This is a genomic window from Parvularcula mediterranea (assembly GCF_013085255.1).
Lineage (GTDB): Bacteria > Pseudomonadota > Alphaproteobacteria > Caulobacterales > Parvularculaceae > Parvularcula > Parvularcula mediterranea.
The window spans coordinates 1281143-1300774 of the sequence record NZ_JABFCX010000003.1 but is presented as its reverse complement, the minus strand read 5'-3'; the positions used below and the strand labels follow the sequence as shown (position 1 = coordinate 1300774).

The 19632-nt window shown below is 63.0% G+C and carries 23 protein-coding genes; 8 read left to right on the top strand and 15 right to left on the bottom strand.

Features of this window, described 5'->3' with window-relative positions:
- Window positions 1–9 precede the first annotated feature (9 nt).
- The 7 genes from HK107_RS15215 to HK107_RS15185 are packed head-to-tail and all read right to left on the bottom strand — an operon-like array spanning window position 10 to window position 6626.
- Window positions 10–1230, bottom strand: coding sequence for a cysteine desulfurase (locus HK107_RS15215; RefSeq protein ID WP_173201333.1), 1221 nt, complete (start codon window positions 1228–1230; stop codon window positions 10–12).
- The gene (locus HK107_RS15210) at window positions 1227–2480 is read right to left on the bottom strand and encodes a SufB/SufD family protein (RefSeq protein ID WP_173201331.1); all 1254 of its coding nucleotides are present in this window, start codon (window positions 2478–2480) and stop codon (window positions 1227–1229) included. Before HK107_RS15210 ends, HK107_RS15215 begins: the two co-directional genes overlap by 4 nt.
- A complete protein-coding gene (sufC, locus tag HK107_RS15205) occupies window positions 2480–3229 on the bottom strand; it encodes a Fe-S cluster assembly ATPase SufC (RefSeq protein ID WP_173201329.1) in 750 nt (249 codons plus the stop codon). The genes HK107_RS15210 and sufC overlap by 1 nt, the downstream gene beginning before the upstream one ends.
- Window positions 3230–3233: 4 nt before the next feature.
- Window positions 3234–3551 carry a hypothetical protein gene (locus HK107_RS15200; RefSeq protein WP_173201327.1) on the bottom strand — a complete coding sequence of 106 codons (318 nt, stop codon included), beginning with the start codon at window positions 3549–3551 and terminating at the stop codon, window positions 3234–3236.
- Entirely contained in the window at window positions 3548–5065 is a 1518-nt protein-coding gene (gene sufB / locus HK107_RS15195) for a Fe-S cluster assembly protein SufB (protein WP_173201325.1), read from the bottom strand. The genes HK107_RS15200 and sufB overlap by 4 nt, the downstream gene beginning before the upstream one ends.
- On the bottom strand, window positions 5065–6198 hold the full coding sequence (locus HK107_RS15190; RefSeq protein ID WP_173201323.1) for a cysteine desulfurase family protein: 1134 nt from the start codon (window positions 6196–6198) through the stop codon (window positions 5065–5067). The genes sufB and HK107_RS15190 overlap by 1 nt, the downstream gene beginning before the upstream one ends.
- Window positions 6195–6626, bottom strand: coding sequence for an Rrf2 family transcriptional regulator (locus HK107_RS15185; protein WP_332871548.1), 432 nt, complete (start codon window positions 6624–6626; stop codon window positions 6195–6197). The genes HK107_RS15190 and HK107_RS15185 overlap by 4 nt, the downstream gene beginning before the upstream one ends.
- A gap of 153 nt (window positions 6627–6779) precedes the next feature.
- Between HK107_RS15185 and HK107_RS15180 the strand changes: the two genes are divergently transcribed.
- On the top strand, window positions 6780–7448 hold the full coding sequence (locus HK107_RS15180; RefSeq protein WP_173201319.1) for an alpha/beta hydrolase: 669 nt from the start codon (window positions 6780–6782) through the stop codon (window positions 7446–7448).
- A 7-nt stretch (window positions 7449–7455) separates the two neighbouring features.
- Window positions 7456–7872, top strand: coding sequence for a DUF1330 domain-containing protein (locus HK107_RS15175; protein WP_173201317.1), 417 nt, complete (start codon window positions 7456–7458; stop codon window positions 7870–7872).
- A 3-nt stretch (window positions 7873–7875) separates the two neighbouring features.
- Here the strand turns inward: HK107_RS15175 and HK107_RS15170 are convergent, their stop codons facing one another.
- The 3 genes from HK107_RS15170 to HK107_RS15900 form a co-directional block, all read right to left on the bottom strand.
- On the bottom strand, window positions 7876–8508 hold the full coding sequence (locus HK107_RS15170) for a YceI family protein (RefSeq protein WP_173201315.1): 633 nt from the start codon (window positions 8506–8508) through the stop codon (window positions 7876–7878).
- Window positions 8505–9101: a cytochrome b gene (locus HK107_RS15165; protein ID WP_173201313.1), complete on the bottom strand. Its 597-nt coding sequence runs from the start codon at window positions 9099–9101 to the stop codon at window positions 8505–8507. The genes HK107_RS15170 and HK107_RS15165 overlap by 4 nt, the downstream gene beginning before the upstream one ends.
- A 111-nt stretch (window positions 9102–9212) precedes the next feature.
- A complete protein-coding gene (locus HK107_RS15900; RefSeq protein WP_269815650.1) occupies window positions 9213–9341 on the bottom strand; it encodes a hypothetical protein in 129 nt (42 codons plus the stop codon).
- On the opposite strand from HK107_RS15900, the gene HK107_RS15160 reads away from it, so the two are divergent.
- Window positions 9340–10110 (top strand): PhoH family protein, encoded by a 771-nt coding sequence (locus HK107_RS15160; protein WP_173201311.1) that lies wholly within the window; start codon window positions 9340–9342, stop codon window positions 10108–10110. The genes HK107_RS15900 and HK107_RS15160 overlap by 2 nt on opposite strands.
- A 7-nt stretch (window positions 10111–10117) precedes the next feature.
- Entirely contained in the window at window positions 10118–10306 is a 189-nt protein-coding gene (locus HK107_RS15155) for a hypothetical protein (protein WP_173201309.1), read from the top strand.
- Here HK107_RS15155 and HK107_RS15150 read toward each other — a convergent pair.
- The gene (locus tag HK107_RS15150; RefSeq protein WP_173201307.1) at window positions 10303–10956 is read right to left on the bottom strand and encodes a glutathione S-transferase family protein; all 654 of its coding nucleotides are present in this window, start codon (window positions 10954–10956) and stop codon (window positions 10303–10305) included. The two genes, HK107_RS15155 and HK107_RS15150, sit on opposite strands and share 4 nt — an antisense overlap.
- A gap of 181 nt (window positions 10957–11137) precedes the next feature.
- Here HK107_RS15150 and HK107_RS15145 point away from each other — a divergent pair, with 181 nt between their 5' ends.
- The gene (locus HK107_RS15145; RefSeq protein ID WP_173201305.1) at window positions 11138–11905 is read left to right on the top strand and encodes a hypothetical protein; all 768 of its coding nucleotides are present in this window, start codon (window positions 11138–11140) and stop codon (window positions 11903–11905) included.
- A gap of 47 nt (window positions 11906–11952) precedes the next feature.
- Window positions 11953–12315, top strand: coding sequence for a hypothetical protein (locus HK107_RS15140; RefSeq protein ID WP_173201303.1), 363 nt, complete (start codon window positions 11953–11955; stop codon window positions 12313–12315).
- Here the strand turns inward: HK107_RS15140 and HK107_RS15135 are convergent.
- Window positions 12312–12710 (bottom strand): RusA family crossover junction endodeoxyribonuclease, encoded by a 399-nt coding sequence (locus tag HK107_RS15135; protein ID WP_173201301.1) that lies wholly within the window; start codon window positions 12708–12710, stop codon window positions 12312–12314. The genes HK107_RS15140 and HK107_RS15135 overlap by 4 nt on opposite strands.
- A 72-nt stretch (window positions 12711–12782) precedes the next feature.
- On the opposite strand from HK107_RS15135, the gene HK107_RS15130 reads away from it, so the two are divergent.
- On the top strand, window positions 12783–13697 hold the full coding sequence (locus tag HK107_RS15130; RefSeq protein WP_173201299.1) for an MBL fold metallo-hydrolase: 915 nt from the start codon (window positions 12783–12785) through the stop codon (window positions 13695–13697).
- An 85-nt stretch (window positions 13698–13782) separates the two neighbouring features.
- Window positions 13783–15174 (top strand): class II fumarate hydratase, encoded by a 1392-nt coding sequence (gene fumC / locus HK107_RS15125; protein WP_173201297.1) that lies wholly within the window; start codon window positions 13783–13785, stop codon window positions 15172–15174.
- Window positions 15175–15177: 3 nt separating this feature from the next.
- Here fumC and HK107_RS15120 read toward each other — a convergent pair whose 3' ends face one another.
- Genes HK107_RS15120 through HK107_RS15110 form a run of 3 tightly spaced genes read right to left on the bottom strand, consistent with a single transcriptional unit; the run spans window position 15178 to window position 19551 of the window.
- Complete coding sequence (locus HK107_RS15120) at window positions 15178–16479, bottom strand: TolC family protein (protein ID WP_173201295.1); 1302 nt, start codon at window positions 16477–16479, stop codon at window positions 15178–15180.
- A gap of 20 nt (window positions 16480–16499) precedes the next feature.
- Window positions 16500–17798 carry an HlyD family type I secretion periplasmic adaptor subunit gene (locus HK107_RS15115; RefSeq protein ID WP_173201293.1) on the bottom strand — a complete coding sequence of 433 codons (1299 nt, stop codon included), beginning with the start codon at window positions 17796–17798 and terminating at the stop codon, window positions 16500–16502.
- Complete coding sequence (locus HK107_RS15110) at window positions 17791–19551, bottom strand: type I secretion system permease/ATPase (protein ID WP_173201290.1); 1761 nt, start codon at window positions 19549–19551, stop codon at window positions 17791–17793. The genes HK107_RS15115 and HK107_RS15110 overlap by 8 nt, the downstream gene beginning before the upstream one ends.
- Window positions 19552–19632: the final 81 nt, after the last annotated feature.

Here is a 19632-nt window from a genome sequence, read left to right as displayed (position 1 = left end):
TTCCATCTCTTAGCTCAAAAGGTCATGCGCCTTGCGGCAGGCTTCAACGAGGGCGTCGATTTCCTCGTGGGTGTTGTAGGCGGCGAAGCTGGCGCGCGCGGTGGCGGAGGTGCCGAGCTTCTTCATCAGGGGTTGGCAGCAATGGTGCCCTGCCCTCACCGCGACGCCCTGGCGATCAAGGATGGTCGAGACGTCGTGGGGATGGATCCCCTTGAGATTGAAGGCAATCACCGGACCTTTATCAGGGTGCGCACCATAAAGCTCGATGAAGTTCGTCGCGCGCAGGGCCTCCATCGCATGATCCGTGAGCGCCCTTTCGTGGGCGACGAGACCATCCAAATCCTGCGCCATCATCCAGCGAAGCGCCGTGCCGAGAGCGATCGCCTCGAGAATAGGCGGCGTGCCAGCTTCGAACCGGTGCGGCGGCTCGTTATAGGTCACGCGGTCCTGCTCGACGATGTCAATCATCTCACCACCACCGCGGTAAGGCGGCAGGCGGTCGAGCACGCTCTTCTTGCCGTAAAGGACACCGATGCCCGACGGGCCATAGGTCTTATGCCCCGTGAAGACGTAGAAATCGACGCCGAGGTCCTGCACATCCACCGGTCCGTGCACGGCCTTCTGGCAACCATCAGAGAGGATCATCGCGCCATGTTCATGGGCGATGCGCGCCATCTCCTTCACCGGCGTCACGGTGCCGAAAACGTTCGACTGGTGCGTGACCGCGACCATCTTCGTCCGTTCAGTGAACATGGCCTCGTAGGCGTCGAGATCGACATTGCCATCGGCATCGACATCGAGCCATTTCAGCACTGCGCCCTTGCGCTCGCGCAGGAAATGCCACGGCACGATGTTAGAGTGGTGCTCCATCACCGAGAGGATGATCTCGTCACCTTCGCCGATTTCCTCCTGACCCAGAACATTGGCTACGAGGTTGACGGCATCGGTACCGCCCATGGTGAAGATGATCTCATCCATGGACGCAGCGTTCAGGAACTGCGCAACCGTGCTGCGCGCTTCCTCGAATGCGCCCGTCGTCTCGTTGGACAGCGTATGCAGGCCACGGTGAACGTTCGCATACTGACCGGTCATCGACGCCGTCAGCTGGTCAATCACCGCCTGCGGCTTCTGCACCGACGCAGCATTGTCGAGGTAGACGAGCGGTTTGCCATGAACCTCCCGCGAGAGGATCGGAAACTGCGCACGGATGTCAGCGACGTTGAAGGTCATGCCGCACCCCCAAACAGAGCCGCCAGCTGCTCACGCACAGTCTCATCTTCCACCCGGTCCAGCACCTCGCCGCCGAAGGCGTCGATGAGGAGGCTGTGGGCTTCGTCTTCAGGCACGCCGCGCTGGCGCATGTAGAAGAGAGCGTCCGTATCGAGAGCACCGGCGGTGTTGCCGTGGGCGCATTCGACATCGTCTGCATAGATCTCAAGCTCAGGCTTGGCGTTGATCTGTGCGCCTTTCGAGAGGAGGAGCGCGTGGTGCGCCATCTGGGCGTCGGTGCGCTGGGCACCGCGCTGGACCAGGAACTTGCCCTGGAAGACCCCGCGCGAGCGGCCATCGCCGATGCCTTTGACAAGCTGGTCGGTGACCCCGTCCTCGCCTTCGAAGGTGATGTGGCTCGTGATATCGGTGTGCAGACTATCGGAAAGACGGTAGAGCGCGTCGATCTTCGCCTCGCTCTCACCAAGATGGGTCAGCCGCGTCTCATGCCGCGCGAGTTGCGCGCCAAGCGCGAGTGTCATCTGCTTGAGCTTCACCGTTTCCTCATCCTTGGCCTCATCGAGGCGGAGGACGGAGGAATGGACCAACACGGCCCCAGGCGCGGCGGGCTGGACGATATAGCGTTCGCACACGGACTTCGCGTCAAGCTCCAGCTCCGTCCGGCTGTTGACGAAGGGGCTGCCGGTAATCTCATGGGTCTCGATGAGCGTGGCGCGCGCCCCCTCGCCCACCGTGACGAAGACATTGTCGCCGTGGGTGCCTTCGCCGTCGGAGAGACGGCGGAGGACGATTTTGTGCGTGAAACCGGGCAAGACGCTGACGCTCATCAGGGGACGGAGCGCGGCAAGGGCAGAGAGCTCTTCGCCTGGCAGGGTCTCGTCCTCGGCATCGCGGCCGTGATCGTAGAAGCTGACCACGAGGCCGTCTTCGACCACATAGGTGCTGCCCACCTTCTCGCCGCCTTTGACGACAGGCTTCGGCTCAACGCCGTGAGGCGCCTGCGGAATGCCATTCTTCAGCGTCAGGACGGTTGCGCCACCGAGGGAGATCGGGGCCTCGGCCTGCGAAGCGTAGACACGCGAACGCTCACGCACATCGCGAAGCGCTCCGCGCAGATCGGACCATTTCCAGGTCTCCGTCCGCCGCCCGGGAAGACCGCGCGAGCGCAGAAGCTCTGCGAGGTCCGTATCCGGAACTTCCGCGAGGAGGCGATCTTCGAAGGCCGTAAGAGGGATCGGGCTTCCGGCCACTACGCAGCCTCCGACGCGAATTGTTCGTAGCCGGATTCTTCGAGCTCGCGGGCCAGCTCCGGGCCGCCGGAGTGGACGATTCGGCCGCCGGCGAGGACGTGGATGCGGTCGGGCTTCACATAGTCGAGGAGGCGCTGGTAGTGGGTGATGACGAGGAATCCGCGATCGGGGCCGCGGAGGCTGTTCACCACCTCGCCCACCATGCGGAGGGCGTCGATGTCGAGGCCCGAGTCCGTCTCGTCCATGATGCAGAAGCGCGGCTCGAAAAGGGCCATCTGCAGCATTTCCATGCGCTTTTTCTCGCCGCCGGAATAGCCGTCATTGAACGGACGTTTGAGCTTCTCAGGGCTGAGGCCAACGGTTTTCGCGTGCTCGCGGAAGACCTTGAGGAACTCCGCCGAGGTCATCTCGTCCTCGCCTCGTGCCCGGCGTTGGGCATTGAGGGCGGTACGGATGAAGTTCATGGTCGCCACGCCCGGGATCGCGGGCGGGGACTGAAAGGAAAGGAAAACTCCCTTCGCGGCCCGCTCATCCGGGGACATGTCGAGGATGCTTTCGCCCTCGAGCAGGATGTCACCATCCGTAGGCGCATAATCCTCGCGCCCGGCCACGGTGTAGCTCAGCGTCGATTTGCCCGCGCCATTGGGGCCCATGATCGCATGCACCTCCCCGGCGGGTACGGACAGATCGAGACCGTTGAGGATCTTATTGCCGCCAAGGGTGACGGTGAGGTTATTGATGTTCAGCATAATCTTACTCTTTCACCGGCCGGAGCGCCGAATATCCCTTCGGTCCTTCGGCAGCGGCATGATCGGGGTTGTCAGTTTCGACGGTGAAATAAACGACGGTACCCATAGGCTGCGTTTCACAAGACCCGGGAGTTTCGCCTCGATACCGCGAAGTGAGAATGGCGGTCTGACCAATCCAAGGTCCTGATTTAATCTTTGTGCGCCATGTAGCTCCATCATCCTCGACCGTCACGAGCTCAATCAGATGATCGTTCTGGGCAAATGCCTCCACGCCATCACCTCCCCGGTCCACAATGAAGAGATCCCCGGCCTGAACCATCACCCCACACTCCCCTCAAGGCTCACCTCGATCAGCTTTTGCGCTTCGACGGCGAATTCCATGGGCAGTTCCTGAAGCACGTCCTTGACGAAGCCGTTGACCAGGAGGGCGACGGCCTGCTCTTCGTCGAGGCCCCTGCTCTGCGCGTAGAAGAGCTGTTCCTCGGAGAGTTTCGAGGTGGTGGCCTCGTGCTCGAGGATGGCGGAGTTCGACTTATCCTCCACATACGGAACAGTGTGCGCGCCGCAGTCGCCGCCGATGAGGAGGCTGTCGCACTGGGTGAAGTTCCGCGCGCCATCGGCCTTGCCGTGGATCGAGACGAGACCACGGTAGGTCTGGTCCGACTTGCCTGCGCTGATGCCCTTGGAGATGATCCGCGAACGCGTATTCTTGCCCAGGTGCACCATCTTGGTGCCTGTGTCCGCCTGCTGATGATTGTTGGTGATGGCGATCGAGTAGAACTCGCCCTGGCTGTCGTCACCGCGTAAGATACAGGACGGGTACTTCCAGGTGACGGCCGAGCCGGTCTCGACTTGCGTCCAGGACACCTTGCTCCGTGCACCGCGGCAGTCCGCGCGCTTGGTCACGAAGTTGTAGATGCCGCCCTTGCCGTCCTTGTCGCCGGGGTACCAGTTCTGGACAGTGGAGTATTTGATCTCGGCATCGTCGAGGGTGACGAGCTCGACCACAGCAGCGTGGAGCTGGTTCTCGTCCCGCATCGGCGCGGTGCAGCCTTCGAGGTAGCTGACATAGGCGCCCTCGTCGGCGACGATCAGCGTACGCTCAAACTGGCCGGTGTTCGCTTCGTTGATGCGAAAGTAGGTGCTGAGCTCCATGGGGCAGCGGACGCCCTTCGGCACATAGACGAAGGTGCCGTCGGAGAAGACCGCCGAGTTGAGCGTTGCGAAGTAATTGTCTGTGGTCGGCACGACGGTACCGAGATACTTCCGCACAAGCTCAGGATGCTCGCGCACCGCTTCGGAGATCGACATGAAGATCACGCCGGCCTTCTGGAGCTCTTTCTGGAAAGTCGTCGCGACACTGACGGAGTCGAAGACCGCATCCACGGCGACCTTCGGCGTGTTCCGCGCAGCTGCAGCGCTCTCCGCAGCGCCTTCGACGCCCAGCAGGACTTCAGCCTCGCGCAGGGGGATGCCGAGCTTTTTGAAGTCGGCGAGGATTTCTTCCGGCACGTCGTCAATCGACTCGTACTTCGCCCCAGCCTTGGGTTCGGCGTAGTAGTAGTGATCCTGATAATCGATCGCCGGGTAGGCAACGTTCGCCCATGTGGGCTCTTCCATCTGCTGCCAGCGCTTGAACGCCTCCAGCCGCCATTCGAGGAGCCATTCGGGCTCTTCCTTCTTGGCGCTGATGAAGCGGACCGTGTCTTCGTTGAGGCCCTTGGGCGCTTTCACGCTCTCGATGTCCGTCGTGAAGCCGTACTTATACGTGTCCAGCTCCTGGACCCGTTCCACGGTTTCGGCGTCGATGCCGTCTTTATACTGCGTTTCTGACATTATGCTGCTCTCGAAGAGATGCGTTTGTATTCAGGGATCCATGTAGCGAGGACGCGCTCCGCTGCATCGGGCGGAGTGTCCCAGCCTAGGGAGATGCGAAGGGATGTCGCGGTTTCGTCTTCCGGCACGCCCATCGCACCGAGGACGGAGGATTTCTTCATCTTGCCCGAGCTGCAGGCCGATCCCGCGCTGACGGCGATGCCGCCGAGGTCCATGCTCATCACTTGGGTTTCGGATTTGAATCCCGGCGCGGTGAGGCAGGTGGTGTTGGGAAGGCGCGCCGCCGATGCTCCGTGCACGGTGGCGCCATCAGGGAGGCCAGCTTCGATCTGGTCACGGATGGCGGCAAGCGCTTCGTATTCAGACGGCTTCGCCACTTCAGCAAGAGCGCCGAAGCCAACGATGGCGGGGATGTTGTGGGTCCCTGCCCTGCGGTTCTCTTCTTGCCCGCCGCCGCCGAGGAGCGGCTCGAAGCCAAGGCCAGGCGTGACGACCAGCGCGCCGACGCCCACGGGGCCGCCAGCCTTGTGAGCCGAAAGGCAGAGCATATCCGCGCCCAAGGTCGAGAAATCGAGCGGCACTTTGAAGAGGGCCTGCACCGCATCGACCATGGTGTAGCCGCCAGCCTTGCGGGCGATGGCGGCGGCTTCCTTCACCGGGTGGATGACGCCGGTCTCGTTGTTCGCGAGCATGACGCAGAGGAGGAACGCGCCCTCCGTCTGCGGATCGTAATTCGACAAGCGCTGATCGAGCCAGCAGAGGTCGAGGGTGCCGTCGCTCAGCACGGGGACGATCTCGACGGGTAGGCCGGACTTCGCCGCCGCTGCGGGGACAGCCGGGTGCTCCGTCGCGGAAAGAAAGATGCGCTCCACCTTCGGCCCGCCTCGGGTGAAGCCGAGAATGCCGGTGTGATCGCTCTCGGTCCCGCCGGAGGTGAAAACCACGCTTGTCGGCGGGCAGGAGATCGCATCGCTGAGGCTCTTCCGCGCGCGCTCCACGAGCTGCTTCGCGGCGCGGCCTTCGGCGTGCACGGAGGAAGCGTTGCGCGGGGCGCTCATCGCATCAAGCATCGCATCTCGGCACTGGGGCCTAAGCGGCGAGGTCGCGTTATGGTCGAGATAGAGGCGGGTCATGCGCTGACGACCTCCTCGGCCTTCTGTGCGCGGACGTCGGCGAGGGTCGTTTCGGTCAGCCAGCTGTCAATATGCCGGTCAAGGTCCGCCCAGAGCTTATGGGTCAGGCAGCGCGCCGAGGTGCCGGTGCAGCCTGCATTCGCGCCCGGCTGGCAGGCGGTCGAGCGCACCTCTTCTTCCACGGCGGCGACAACCTCTGCGAGGGTCACGTCCGAGGGGTCGCGGGTCAGGATGTAGCCGCCCTGTGCGCCCCTGCGGCTCTCGACGAGGCCTGCCCTGCGGAGCTTGGCGAAAATCTGCTCGAGGAAGGCAAGCGACAGCCGCTGGCGCTCGGCAATGGCGGAGAGCGGCACAGGCGCGCCGGACCCGAAGGCGACAAGGTCCGCCATCCCGGTCACTGCCATTCTTGCTTTCGCCGCAAGCTTCACGCCGCATCCTCTCTATTGTGCGCTGCAAATGTGGACAGCAGGGCCGACTGTGCTATTCGCCCTGTTCCTGACCGGGGAAGTAGGATTTCCGACCTCTCAGGTCAACTTTGATTCCGCGCGCCGTTCTGACGCGCGTCACGTGATTGAGTTTCCATGGCTGAAGTCATTTTTCCCGGCCCAGAAGGCCGGCTCGAAGGCCACTATCGCAAGGCCCGCGAAGACAACGCACCCGTAGCGCTGATCCTTCATCCCCACCCCCAGTTCGGCGGGACGATGAACGACAAGATCACCTACGAGATGTACCACATGTTCGCCCGCAGGGGCTTTGGGGTCATGCGCTTCAACTTCCGCGGCGTCGGCAAGTCCGAGGGCGAGTATGATCAGGGCCAGGGCGAGCTGTCCGATGCCGCAACGGCGCTCGACTACCTCCAGCAGCTGAACCCCACCGCGCCATTCGCATGGGTCGCCGGGTTCTCGTTCGGCTCCTATGTCGGGATGCAGCTCCTGATGCGCAGGCCTGAGATTGTCGGCTTCCTGTCGATTTCGGCAGCCGCCAACCTCTATGATTTCAGTTTCCTCGCCCCCTGCCCCTCCTCGGGCCTCGTCCTCCACGGCGAGAGCGACAAGATCTGCCCGCCGTCCCTCACGAAGGAGACGATGGAGAAGACCCGCACCCAGAAGGGCCGGAAGATCGAGTTTGAAGTCATCCCGGGCGCTGACCACTTCTTCAGCCAGCACCAGGAAGCGCTGATGGAAGCCTCGGCGGCCTATCTCGACCGCCGCCTCGAGGAGCCCCCTGAGGGCCGTCTGTTCGAGGACTGATCCCCAAATGACCGGCTTCATCGACCCTGACCGCGAGGCGTTCCGCCAGTTTGCGAAGATGGAGATCGAGGGGCCGGTTCACATGCTGAACCTTATCAAACTGCGCGCCAGCGCCGCCTATGCCGACGGTCGCAAGGCCAAGGGTGCCGAAGCGTATGCGGCCTATGGCGAGGCCTCGGCTCCCTTCTTCCAGAAAAATGGCGGCAAGATCGTCTGGCGCGGCACCCCGCGCTTTCCCCTCATCGGACCGAGCGACGAGACATGGGATCTAGGCTTCGTCGCTGGCTATCCGTCGAAGGACCATTTCCTCGCGATGGTGAAGGACGAGGGCTATCAGGCCATCGTCTTCCACCGTCAGGCAGCGGTTGAGACCTCGCGACTCCACTGCTTCGAAGCCGCAAAAGGCGCTGGCGTCTTCGGCTGAGGCTTAGCCTGCAGGAACCGCTTCGATGTGCAGGAGCACTTCGACTTCTAGGCCGACCCATTTGCCGTCCGCGAACTCGCCCGAGCCCACGCCGAACTCGGACCGGTCGAGAAGCACCGAGCCATCGGCAATCGCGCGGCCATCCTCGGCGATCTCCAGCGCGAAGGGCATCGAGACATCGCGGGTGATCCCCTTGATCGTGAGGGTGCCTTCGGCGTTGTAGCTTCCCTCGCCCGTGTCGGTGATGTCGTTCGAGCGGTAGATCGCGGTCGGGTGAAGCGCGGTGTTGAACCACCCTTCTTCGGGAAGCGCATTGTTCCGATCGTTCGTCCCGGCGTCAGCGGATGCGAGGTCGATGATCGCCTCGATCTCCCCTTCTTCCGCAGGGCTTTCAGGATTCATCAGGATCCCAGCATTCCATGCGCCGAAGGTGCCGATGAACTCCTTATTATTCTGGGTCGCGCGGAAGCGGATCGTGCTCGCTTCGCGGTCAATCTCCCAGGTGGAGGGGCCAGCCATCTCACGGACGGTCAGGTCGACCTCGCCCTGCTCGACGTTCGGCGTCTTGGCAGGCTCGCCGCCGCCGCAGGCTGCGATCAGGAGGAGCCCTGCTAGGGCCAGGAGGTTCTTGGTCATGCCGGGTCTTCCTTTTCTTCCGGTGCCGCCGAGGCCCGCTTCACGAAGCCGCCGGGGAGCATCCTTGTGAGCGTCGCGTCGCGCGCCACGAAGTGGTGCTTCAATGCTGCACCTATATGGACCGCAATCAGCGCAATGGTCGCTTTCGCCATGTATTCGTGCGTTTCCGCGAGAAATCCTTCGAGGGCTTCGCTGACCGGAAGTGGCCAATGGGGCACATGGATCACGAAGAAGAGCTTGGTGTCGATACCGGTCGTCGAAGCCGACACCATCAGCCAGCCCGTGAGCGGAATGCCGATGATCACCACGTAAAAGGCCACGTGGGTGAACCGCGCAGCCGCCCTCTCCCATCCCTTCATGCCATCGGGCAGCGGTGGCACGGGGTGGGTCAGGCGCCAATAGAGGCGGAACAGCGACAGGCCGAGGACAATCAGGCCGAAGCTCTTGTGCAATTGGTACATCAGGAACTTGGTCTCGCTGAACGCGAGATTGTGCATGATGATACCCGCAGGGATCTGCACGATGATCATCAGCGCGATCAGCCAGTGAAGGGCTTTTGCAACGCGGGTGTAGCTGTCAGCGGTGTTCGTCATGCGGCTGAGTTTGTCAGCGCGCTGCTTTTTCTCAAGTTGTGAGAACAGCAAACCTGCATTGCCAAAAAAAGTTCACAGGAAAATTTCCCTCGATCGACTGCGAATCAGTCATCATCTTCTCATGGGTTCAGGCAGGCGATACTTCTCCAGCCAAAAGGCACCAAGCGCAGAGGCCGCTGCCATGTCCCATCCTCCACCACCAATATTATCCGTAGCCGCACCGTAAAGGAGATGCGTCATGGCACGTCGTTCAGCGAAGAAATCGATCAAGAGGTCGGGTACTCAACGCCAGGAAGATCGCCGCGCCATGCCGGATAATGTGAGGGTCCTGTTCGAGGACGGATGGTCACCGATGGGCGACGTGCCTGATGGGCCGCGTGACCAAAGCTATAAGAAGAAAATCAGACCACAGAACGAGACGCAGGCTGAGCTTTTCCAGCAGATTGACGATCACAACGTCGTCTTTGCCTGCGGCCCGGCGGGCACAGGCAAGACGTATATCGCGGTTGCCAAGGCCGTTGAGGCGCTGGAAGCTGGGAAGATCGGGCGGATTGTCCTCTCCCGCCCTGCCGTCGAAGCTGGCGAGAGCCTCGGCTATCTGCCCGGTGACATGGAGGAGAAACTTTCTCCTTACCTCCGCCCCCTCTACGATGTCCTCACCGACAGGCTCAGTGCCAAGAAGGTCCGCCAGCTGATGACCGAAGGTGTCATCGAAGTGGCGCCCATCGCCTTCATGCGGGGCCGCACACTGAACAACGCCTTCGTGGTCATCGACGAGGCCCAGAACTGCACCTACGCGCAACTCAAGATGCTGCTCACCCGCCTCGGCTGGCACTCGACCATGGTCATCACGGGTGACCCTGACCAGACGGACCTCCTGCCCGGTGTGTCAGGGTTCTCGGAGATCGTGGACAAGCTCGACGAGGTCGACGAGATTGGCGTCACCCGCTTCAAGACCCAGCACGTCGTCAGGCACCCGCTCGTCGCGAAGATGGTCGATAAGATCTGACCGCTTGATGGGTACGGACAAAGAGCCTCAGCCAGACAAGGAAGGCGGCGCCGGGATCGGGCTCGATCTCGGCGCGTTCCTGATCGCTTTCGTTTTCGTCTGGGTCGTCTTCGACAATCTGGCGCTTGGCCTGCTGGCTGGGGTCATCTTCGGAGGCGGCTCCCGAGCCGCGCGCAAACGCCGGAAGTCAGACTAGAACTTGTACCAGCCCGCGGCGGCTTCTTCCGCAGCCCCTTCCCGCCACTCTTTCATGGCCGGGAGTTCCCACATCGTCTCGAGATAGCCGGTCATGTCCTCGAAGAGGTCGACTGGGCCGAAGGTTCTCAGTCGGCTGACGACCGGAGCGTACATGGCATCGGCGACGGAAAACTCGCCGAACAGGAAAGGTCCGTCCCCGCCATAATCGCGGCGCGCCTCTGACCAGAGCTGGTGGATGCGCTTGAGGTCCTTCTGGACGCCCGGGGCGACGGAGACCTTCTTCGCCTCATTGACGATGTCCATCGGCCAGGTGCCGCGCAGCTGGGCGAAGCCCGAGTGCATCTCGGCGGAGAGGCACCGCGCCCGCGCCTTGGCCATCTCTTCGCTCGGCCAGAAGGGCTTGTCCGGATAGAAGTCGGCCAGCGTCTCAGCAATCGCGAGGCTGTCCCAGACGGTCTCGCTTCCGACCTTCAGCACGGGGACGAGGCCAGACGGCGAATGCTTGGCGATCTCCTCACGGGTCGAGGGATGATCGAGCCGAATTTTCACCTCAGTGAACGGAATGCCCATCTGCTTCATCAGGATCCACGGCCGCAGGGACCATGAGGAGAGGTTCTTGTTGCCAATGACGAGGGTGAGGTCGGTCATGTTGGTTCCCTTGGCTTGATGGATCCCCGCTACGCCAAGCCAAAGGCCCTTGCGAGAGCCCCGGTTTAGAAAAATTCAGAGGCCTCGCATCAGTATTTCTAACAGGGTGCCGGGAACGCGATACTTGATCGCGCGACCAAGACAGGGTTTTGATCTCCCAACGAAGAGCATCGGATAAACCATGGCGCGTCGCAGGCAGCAGCAGCAACAGACGATCGGGGGCGAGGTCGTCAAAGAGGAATCGGGCTGGCGCTATCCGCTCCTGATTTTCCTTGCGACCCTCGTGCTCTCAGGTTTCGTCCTCGCCTACTATTTCGGCCCCAGCCCCGATGAGCTCGCTGGCGACGTGCCGCGGCCCAGCGTTTCGGAGGAAACAGCCCTCCTCTCGGTCGGCGGCATCACCTTCGACGTGCCTGCCAACCACACGGTCTTCCCCAAGGACCGCCGCCCCGGCGCGCGGGATTCCCTCTCCCTCTACGCCGCGTGGCCGCGGATGGATGGCTACACGCCATCGCGCAGGAACGACTTCGTCGAGAACCGCGACAATTCACGGCGCATCGACGTCCTGATCGAAGAGAACAACACGCCCTTCGACGAGAAACAGCGCCTCGAGATCCTCTACAAAAAGCACGTCACCGAAGCGGGCGGCGTCCCCCACGAGCATGGCCTCACCAAGTACGAATTCGGCAAAGCCTCCAGCCTCGCCCCCGGCGCAGGCTACGAAGACCGGGTCATGTATGTGGGCACCACCGAAGACGGTGAAGAAGCGGTGCTCTTTTGCTATGACAGCCCCGACGACAGCCTGATCCCGCCAGACTGCTTCCGCACCTACGATATCAGCCAGGATGTCTGGGTCCGGTACATCTTCAAGGAAGCCTACCTCCCCGAATGGCGCCGCATCGACACTGCGGTGAAGGCGTTCGTCGAGGACTTGCGCACCGACGGCTGAGCCGAGCCTTTACCCCGGGCTAACCATCTTTCCCGAAGAGAGGCAGCATGGAGCAGCTTCTCTACGTCTTCTCGCTCGGTTTTTCCGGAAGCGACGCCACGAGAGCCATCATCCTGCTCCTCATCGGCGCGCTGTTCGTCACCAACAAATTCCCCGCCTGGAAGGTCACGGTGATCCTCCTGATCATCGACCAGGCCTGGCCGTATGTGCAGATGCTGCGCGAAGGCGACGGTCACAAGGGCGTCGAGATCGCTCTGCGCGGACAAGCTATGCACTGGCAGGACGTCCTCGCGGGCTTCCTCGTCAGGGCAGCGGGCTTCTACGTCTTCATCCGCGGGACATTTTCGCTCAGGCGCAAGCTCCACAACGCCATGCCCGACGAGGGCGGCGGCAAGCTGCTGCCTTTCTAGGCTTCGTCCAAGAGCGTCTTGTCGAGCTCAATCGGCTCGATCTCCTTTTTCAGGGGCGTGATCTTCACCGCGATGCGGTTGGCGTCGCCTGTGAAGCGCTCCGAGATAAGCCGCACCACTTGCCGGTCATCGCGCCAGAAGACGCCGTCCAGAGCGTCGAGGATGGCCTTCGCGACATTGTCCACGTCGTGGGCGCCGGGCTTCTCGCTCATCACGGAGGTCCAGATCCGCACCTCGAACGGCCCGAACCAGGGCCTGACCGAGGCGGCCTCTCGCTTGATGAAGGCGGAGACGAACTTCTTGAGGGGGCGCGTCTGGGTCGTTGCGGCGTCGATGATCACCACCGCAACGTCGCCGTCCGTGTGGAGCTTCACCTTGCCAGCGCCCGATCCCATGCCGTGTGTCTCCGTCGATTGCGCCCTGATGGGCTCGCTCTAGGATGAGATAACACCAATCGGAGCCCGTCGATGCGTCGCTTTCTCGCTTTCCTGATCCTTGGCCTTGGGGTCCTTGGCGGCCTTTACTGGTGGGCGGTCGAGAACGGTACGCCAGCCGGGACCAGCTACGACTTCCGCCTGGAGGAGCTGCGTGCCGCTGCTTCAGCTCCTGAGCTCGATCGGCCAGAGGCCATCACCGCCATCGATATCGGCAGGGCGAATGCCCCCGGCTTCGCGGTCGGAAAGGGCCTCGATTTCGCGCCGGTGGAGATGGCCTTCACCGCTTACGTGATCGACTTTGGTGGCGGCACGCAGATCGTCGTCGATGCGCCTGGTGATCGGCAAATCGTCGAGGAGGAGCTCAAGGGCACGTTCTTCCCGGAGCTCTACCAGGAGCTGGTCGCAGAGATGGACAATGCGGACGCGATCCTCGTTACCCATGAGCACCTCGACCATCTCTCGCTGGTCCCTCGGCACCCGAGGCCCGAAAATCTCGGCCCCGCCTTGCGCCTGACCCCGCCGCAGATCGAGGAACTGCCTGCCTTTTCTCAAGACGGAGAACTCCGCCCGCCGCTCGATCGGTTGATCTCTGAGCGCTTCCGCGACCCCCGCGCCATCGCACCAGGCGTCGCTGTCCTCGAGACCCCGGGGCATACCGAGGGCAGCCTCACGATCTTCGTCCAGCTCCAGAACGGCAGGGAATACCTCCTGATCGGCGACATCGCGTGGGTGATGGACAATATCGAGAACGCCAAGACCCGCCCCCGGATCATGCAGACCTTCTTCTTCGATCCGCCAGAAGACCGTGCGTTGGTGCAGGCACAGGTTCGGGCGCTGCATGAGCTCCAGAAGGCAGAACCGGAGCTCGTCATCCTGCCCTCCCACGATGCGGCGCAGCAGGACGGGCTGGTCAGGGAGGGCGTGCTTCTCAGCCCCCGGCCTTGAGCTCAGGTCCCTAGACGAAAGGCGAGCGTTGCCCTTCGGCCAGCACTGGCCTACCTCGCGGGAAAGATTCTTAGGAGATCCCGCGATGGCTGAGACCCGCACCGAGACCGACAGCTTCGGCCCCCTCGAAGTCCCCACCGACAAATATTACGGCGCCCAGTCGGCGCGCTCGCTCATCAATTTCGACATCGGCATCGAGACCATGCCGCCTGCGATGATCCGTGCACTTGGTATCGTCAAGCGCTCGGCAGCGCGCGCCAACATGAAGCTCGACAATCTCGATGCTAAGATCGGCGAAGCCATCGTCAATGCCGCCACGGAAGTCGCCGAAGGCAAGCTCAACGGCCACTTCCCGCTTTCGGTCTGGCAGACGGGCTCGGGCACCCAGTCGAACATGAACACCAATGAGGTGATCGCCAACCGCGCCATCGAAATCCTCGGCGGCGAGATCGGCTCGAAGGATCCTGTCCATCCGAACGATCACGTCAACAAGGCGCAAAGCTCAAACGACACCTTCCCCACCGCCATGCACATTGCGTCGGCGGAGGAGATCCATCACCGCCTGATCCCTGCACTGAACAAACTCCGCAATGCGCTCAACGACAAAGCGGAAGAGTTCAAGGACATCATCAAGATCGGCCGGACGCACACGCAGGACGCAACGCCCCTGACCCTCGGCCAGGAATTCTCCGGCTACGTTGCAATGCTGGACTACGGCATCGCGGGCCTCGAAGAGAAGCTCCCGAACCTTTACGAGCTTGCGCAAGGCGGCACGGCCGTCGGCACGGGCCTCAACACAAAGCCGGGCTTCGGCGAAAGCTTCGCCGAAGAGGTCGCGAACTTCACCAAGCTGCCTTTCGTCACCGCACCGAACAAATTCCAGGCTCTGGCCACGAAGGACGCGATGGTCGGCGCGCATGGTGCCCTCAACAATGTCGCCGTGTCGCTGTTCAAGATCGCCAACGACATCCGGTTCCTGGGCTCCGGGCCCCGCTCGGGCCTCGGCGAGCTGCAGCTTCCTGAGAACGAGCCGGGTTCGTCGATCATGCCGGGCAAGGTCAACCCGACCCAGTGCGAGGCCATGACCATGGTCTGCGCGCAAGTGATGGGCAACAACACAACCGTCAGCTTCGCAGGTAGCCAGGGCCATTTCGAGCTCAATGTCTTCAAGCCGGTCATCGTCTATAACCTGCTCCAGTCCGTCAGTCTGCTGAGCGATGCTGCGATCAGCTTCACCGACAAGTGTGTTGTTGGCATCAAGGCCAATCAGGACCAGATCAAGGCCTTGATGGAACGTTCGCTGATGCTCGTCACCGCGCTCGCGCCGACCATCGGCTACGACAATGCGACGACCATTGCGAAGACGGCGCACAAGAACGGCACCACCCTGCGCGAAGAGGCTGTCGGCCTCGGCTTCGTGTCGGAAGAGGACTATGACGAAATCGTCCGTCCCGAGAAGATGATCGGCCCGCGCTGATCCCTATTCAGGGAGCCTGACCTCTTCGGCAGGCTCCCGCACCTCGCGATAATCGATCTCGAGAAGAAGACCCGTGAGGGACGCAAGGCGCACAAGCTCCTGGTCCCTCGCCCACGACGCCGCTACTTCGTCGATTGCGGTGCGGTAGTAGTCGTCATTGGCAAGGACGAAGTCAGTGATCGTCTTTGTACCCCGCTCAAGTTCCAGCGATGTCGCTTCGAGCCGGTCAAAGGCGGCAAGGCTTGCAGCCTCGCGCCGAGTGGCCACCGCGCCTTGACGCTGGACGCCGAGCACGGACCGCCTGACTTCCATCTCCAGCCGTTGCCTCTCTATAGCGAGATCTGCGGCAGCGCCTCTAAGGCGGGCCCTGCTTTCTGAGCGCTCCGCCCGCAGCCGACCGCCGGTGAAGATGTCCTGCCTCACCGAGAAACCGACACGGTCTTCCTGCGACCAGCGGTCATCGATCAACAAGTCGCTGTCATCATACTCGCCGAGCACGAAGGCCGTCAGCGACAGGGTCGGGAGCCCTGCCCTGTTTGCACCCCGCAGTCGCGCCTGAGCGGAACGCACTCGCGCCCGTGCACGGAGCATCGCATAGGCGCTGTCTTCGGCAAGAAGGAGCGCCTCGGTCGGGTTCAACCGTCCGAGCACGTCCGCCAGCGATTGACCAAGAGCGAGCGCAGAGTTTTCCTCGACACAAGTCACCTCGACATCGGTCACTACGGAGAGCTCGGCCTGAGTCTGGTCGCGGCGGAGATCTGCCAGCTCCTGCTCGGCCAGTGATGAAGCATAGCGCGCCTCGATCTGGCGGGCGTCCGAGCGGGTCACGAGCCCCCGGTCGAGCCGCTTGGTGATCGTTTCAGCTTCGCGGGCATAGCCCTCGGTCTGAGCGCGCTGGAGGCTTGCGATACGTGCCGTACGCAGAGCTTCGTAGTAGAGGAGGATCACCTGCTCCGCGAGATCGTTCTGGGCCTCAAGCTCACCTGCTTGCGCGGCGCGGAGGGTCTGGCGGGCCTCCTCGATCGCCGCCTGACGCTGGCCAAAGGAGTAGAGCTCCCAATTGCCGCGGATACCGACCTGGTCATCGCGGACCGTGTCGATGGGCTGCGCCTCGCCTATGCCAGCCTGGGCGAAGAGGTTGAATTGCGGTAGGTTTCGGGAGCGTGCAGCCAGCACCCTGCTGCGCGCAACCTCGCGTTCCGACCCGGCCACTGCCACCTGAGGCGCCCAGTCGAGGGCTGCGTCCACCGCTTCGGGCAAACGCAGGCACCGGTCCTGCGCGAGGGCCGGACTGATACTCAGCATGATGAGGAGGCACGCGCGGATCACTGGAGGCTGAGCCCCCTTCGCACCGTTGAAGCAATGGGCTCCAGCATATAGTCGAGGAACGTCCGTGCCCGCCCTGACGCGATGAACGCTTCGACGGGCAGGCCCGGAACAAGCTCCACCGACGTAAGCCCTGTAAGGGTTTCTGGATCCAGCAGCACCCGGGCTTCGTAGAACTGCGCCCCGGTTGAGGGTTCCTCCCGAAGGTCTGCGCTCACGGAGAGGACTTCGCCCGAGATGCGGGGCACACTGTACTGCTTGTAGGCCGAAAGTTGCGCGACGACCGCTTGCCCCGGCTGGACAGCCTCACGGTCGGTGGGTGGTATACGGATGAGCGCAATGAGACGGCTCTCCTCGGGCACGATCTCCATCACCGGCTCACCCGGCCTGACGATGCCGCCGACGGTGTTCGCTTCGAGGCCAAGGACGATGCCGTCCAGCGGCGCCCGGAGGAGCGTGCGCGAGAGGCGGTCATCGCTGGCTTCAAGCTGCTGGGTCAGGGAGAGGACGTTTCGCGAGGCTTCAGAGATCCCCGTTTCGATATCCCGGCGGAAGCGGCTGACAAGCTCAGCCTCCTGCGTACCCGCTTCTTCCGCAGCGCTGATCGCATCATTACGCCTGCTGACGAGGCCAGCGAGCTCTGCCTCGAGGGCCAGCACATCCCGCTCGGCGCGCTGGACGTTGGCGACGGTGTCGAGCTGTTCCGCGAGGGCTTCCTGCCTGCGGGAAAGCTCGTCCCTCGCGACGTCGAGATTGGCGCGGGTCGCCGTGATCTGGGCAGCGAGGTCCCGGGCCCTGCCCGTAGCTGCGTCCCGGCGGGTGGCGAGCACCCGGCGCTCGGCGGTGAAGGCTTCACGCTCTTCGGCGAAAACGCGAGCCTCCTGATCGATGATCCCCTGACGGACATCATCGCTGAGGGCGAGACCGTCGTCGGGAAATTGAGGTGCACCCAGATCATCACGTAGGGCTTCAAGCCTCGTCCGGCCTGCTTCAGCGGCAAAGAGCTGCTGGGCGAGATCATCGCGCTGCGCTTCGCTCTGGACGGGTTCGAGGGTGATAAGGAGCTCGCCCTCATCAACCTGCTGGCCTTCGGCGACGTGGATCTCGCGAACGATGCCCCCTTCGAAGTGAGCAATTTCCTTGCGGTCCCCGCGCACGACCAGCTGGCCCGACGCAGTCACCCCTTCTTCGAGCGGCGCGGTTCCTGCCCAAAGGAGGAAGCCGCCAAGCCCGAGCGCGCAGACGACAGCGCAGAGAAGGATGCTCTTGTCACGGAAGATCGAAGCCCTGTCAGCCATTGTCAGGCTCCCTGCGCTTGAGACTCACGGTCAAAGGTGTCGACGTTCCTTCGCTGGAAGGCTTGCCCCTCCGCAGCTCTGACACACGGTCAAGATAGTCTGACCTCGGAATGACCTGCGTGGTCCGCTCGCGAATAACCATCACATCGTCGGCGGCCCCGATGAGGCGTATGTCGTGGGTCGCCATGATGATCGTCTGCTGGCGATCTTCTGGACGCTTCCTGGACAGCTCGGCTATCGTCGTGAGGAGGCCCCGCACAAGGTCCGCATCAAGGTGTGCTGTCGGCTCGTCGAGAACGATCAAAGCCGGATTGCCAAAGAATGCCCTCGCGAGACCCACCGCCTGCCGCTCCCCGGCGGAAAGGAAGTGTCCGCCCTCGCCGATCTTGGTGTCGTAGCCTTCGGGGAAGGACAGGATGAGGTCGTGGCAATGGGCGAGGCGGGCTGCGGCAAAGACCCTCTCTGGGGCCGTATCCTCGAACCGCGCGATGTTCTCGAAGATGCTCCCGCGCAGAAGCTCCACATGCTGAGGCAGGTAGCCGATATACCGTCCGCGGTCGGAGCTATCCCACCGCGCCATGTCCCGCTTGCCAAGCCTCGCCGCACCATCGAGCGGCGGCCATGCGCCGGCCACGGTCTGCAGGAGTGAGGTTTTGCCCGAGCCAGAGCTGCCGAGCAGCGCGACGATGCGGCCAGCTTCGAAGCTGTGATCGATCGGTGCCAGCAGAGGCTTATCTGCGCCGGGGATCGTGACCTGCAGCTCTTCGAACTCAAGAACGGGCTCTGGCCGGGGGAGCGGCGTCGGCGGTGTTTGCTCCGCATGCCCCTCGCCGAGCCATGCGCCGAGACCGCGCCACGCCTCGATGGTGCTGGAGAGCTGTTTCCATCCGTTCACGGCCTGATCGATCGGAGCCACTGCGCGCCCGAAAAGGATCGAGGCTGCGATGATGGCGCCAGCAGAGACCTCGCCCCTGACGGCGAGGAACGCGCCGGTGCCGAGGACAGCGACCTGGAGGACAAGACGGAAGGACCGCGTGGCTGCGCCAAGGAACGTGCTTGGAAGACCAGCCTCGAGGCTCGCGTCGCTCGCCTGCGCACGGATGGCCAGCCACCGGCCTAGCGCGCGGTCGAGCATACCCATGCCGAGGATGGCGCCCTGTTGGCGGACAAGCTGCGCAAGTTCCGTCTGCGCTGCGCTCTCCGCCTGTCCCGCTTCCGCGAGAGGCCTTTCGGTCATGCGCTGGTTGAGGAGTGCCAGTCCCACGAGGAGAAGCGCACCGCCAAGGCCCACCGCGCCCAGCACAGGGTGGACGATGAACAGCACAAGGAGGAAAAAGGGCGAGAACGGAAGATCAAGGATCGTACCCGGAAGCCCCTGCTGCAGCGCACCCTGAACCGTGTTCAGCTGCGCGGCCGCGGAAAGCGTCTGTGTACGGCCCGCCGCTGGATCGGACAGACCCCGCCGCAGGGTCGGGCCAGCGAGCGAGGTACCCAAGGCTTCGGCAGCGCGCGAGAAGACCCGCTTCCGGCCAGCTTCGGCGAAGAGATAAATGACGAGGAGGAAGACGGCGATACCGCTGAGGAGGATCAGCGTAGGCATCGACCCGGTGGTCAGGACCCGGTCATAGACCTGCAGCATGTAGATCGGTGAAACGAGAAACAGGATGTTCACGGCAAGCGAGAACAGCGCAGCGGCGCGCCAATAGGGCCGCATCAGCGCCCGCATATCCCGTTGGCTTCGCATCTCGGTCATGATCGCTCCCCAGGCGAACCGGAGCGAGGCTCGCCTCCGGCGATGGATGCAGGACCCATGCCGCCAGATAGGGACACGGGC

Bases quoted from the DNA above. Each gene is read 5' to 3' on its own strand.
- HK107_RS15215 (WP_173201333.1), bottom strand. From the start codon at position 1,230: ATGACCTTCAACGTCGCTGACATCCGTGCGCAGTTTCCGATCCTCTCG.
- sufC (WP_173201329.1), bottom strand. From the start codon at position 3,229: ATGCTGAACATCAATAACCTCACCGTCACCCTTGGCGGCAATAAGATC.
- sufB (WP_173201325.1), bottom strand. From the start codon at position 5,065: ATGTCAGAAACGCAGTATAAAGACGGCATCGACGCCGAAACCGTGGAA.
- HK107_RS15190 (WP_173201323.1), bottom strand. From the start codon at position 6,198: ATGACCCGCCTCTATCTCGACCATAACGCGACCTCGCCGCTTAGGCCC.
- HK107_RS15180 (WP_173201319.1), top strand. From the start codon at position 6,780: ATGGCTGAAGTCATTTTTCCCGGCCCAGAAGGCCGGCTCGAAGGCCAC.
- HK107_RS15175 (WP_173201317.1), top strand. From the start codon at position 7,456: ATGACCGGCTTCATCGACCCTGACCGCGAGGCGTTCCGCCAGTTTGCG.
- HK107_RS15170 (WP_173201315.1), bottom strand. From the start codon at position 8,508: ATGACCAAGAACCTCCTGGCCCTAGCAGGGCTCCTCCTGATCGCAGCC.
- HK107_RS15165 (WP_173201313.1), bottom strand. From the start codon at position 9,101: ATGACGAACACCGCTGACAGCTACACCCGCGTTGCAAAAGCCCTTCAC.
- HK107_RS15160 (WP_173201311.1), top strand. From the start codon at position 9,340: ATGGCACGTCGTTCAGCGAAGAAATCGATCAAGAGGTCGGGTACTCAA.
- HK107_RS15900 (WP_269815650.1), bottom strand. From the start codon at position 9,341: ATGACGCATCTCCTTTACGGTGCGGCTACGGATAATATTGGTGGTGGA.
- HK107_RS15155 (WP_173201309.1), top strand. From the start codon at position 10,118: ATGGGTACGGACAAAGAGCCTCAGCCAGACAAGGAAGGCGGCGCCGGG.
- HK107_RS15150 (WP_173201307.1), bottom strand. From the start codon at position 10,956: ATGACCGACCTCACCCTCGTCATTGGCAACAAGAACCTCTCCTCATGG.
- HK107_RS15145 (WP_173201305.1), top strand. From the start codon at position 11,138: ATGGCGCGTCGCAGGCAGCAGCAGCAACAGACGATCGGGGGCGAGGTC.
- HK107_RS15140 (WP_173201303.1), top strand. From the start codon at position 11,953: ATGGAGCAGCTTCTCTACGTCTTCTCGCTCGGTTTTTCCGGAAGCGAC.
- HK107_RS15135 (WP_173201301.1), bottom strand. From the start codon at position 12,710: ATGGGATCGGGCGCTGGCAAGGTGAAGCTCCACACGGACGGCGACGTT.
- HK107_RS15130 (WP_173201299.1), top strand. From the start codon at position 12,783: ATGCGTCGCTTTCTCGCTTTCCTGATCCTTGGCCTTGGGGTCCTTGGC.
- fumC (WP_173201297.1), top strand. From the start codon at position 13,783: ATGGCTGAGACCCGCACCGAGACCGACAGCTTCGGCCCCCTCGAAGTC.
- HK107_RS15120 (WP_173201295.1), bottom strand. From the start codon at position 16,479: ATGCTGAGTATCAGTCCGGCCCTCGCGCAGGACCGGTGCCTGCGTTTG.
- HK107_RS15115 (WP_173201293.1), bottom strand. From the start codon at position 17,798: ATGGCTGACAGGGCTTCGATCTTCCGTGACAAGAGCATCCTTCTCTGC.
- HK107_RS15110 (WP_173201290.1), bottom strand. From the start codon at position 19,551: ATGACCGAGATGCGAAGCCAACGGGATATGCGGGCGCTGATGCGGCCC.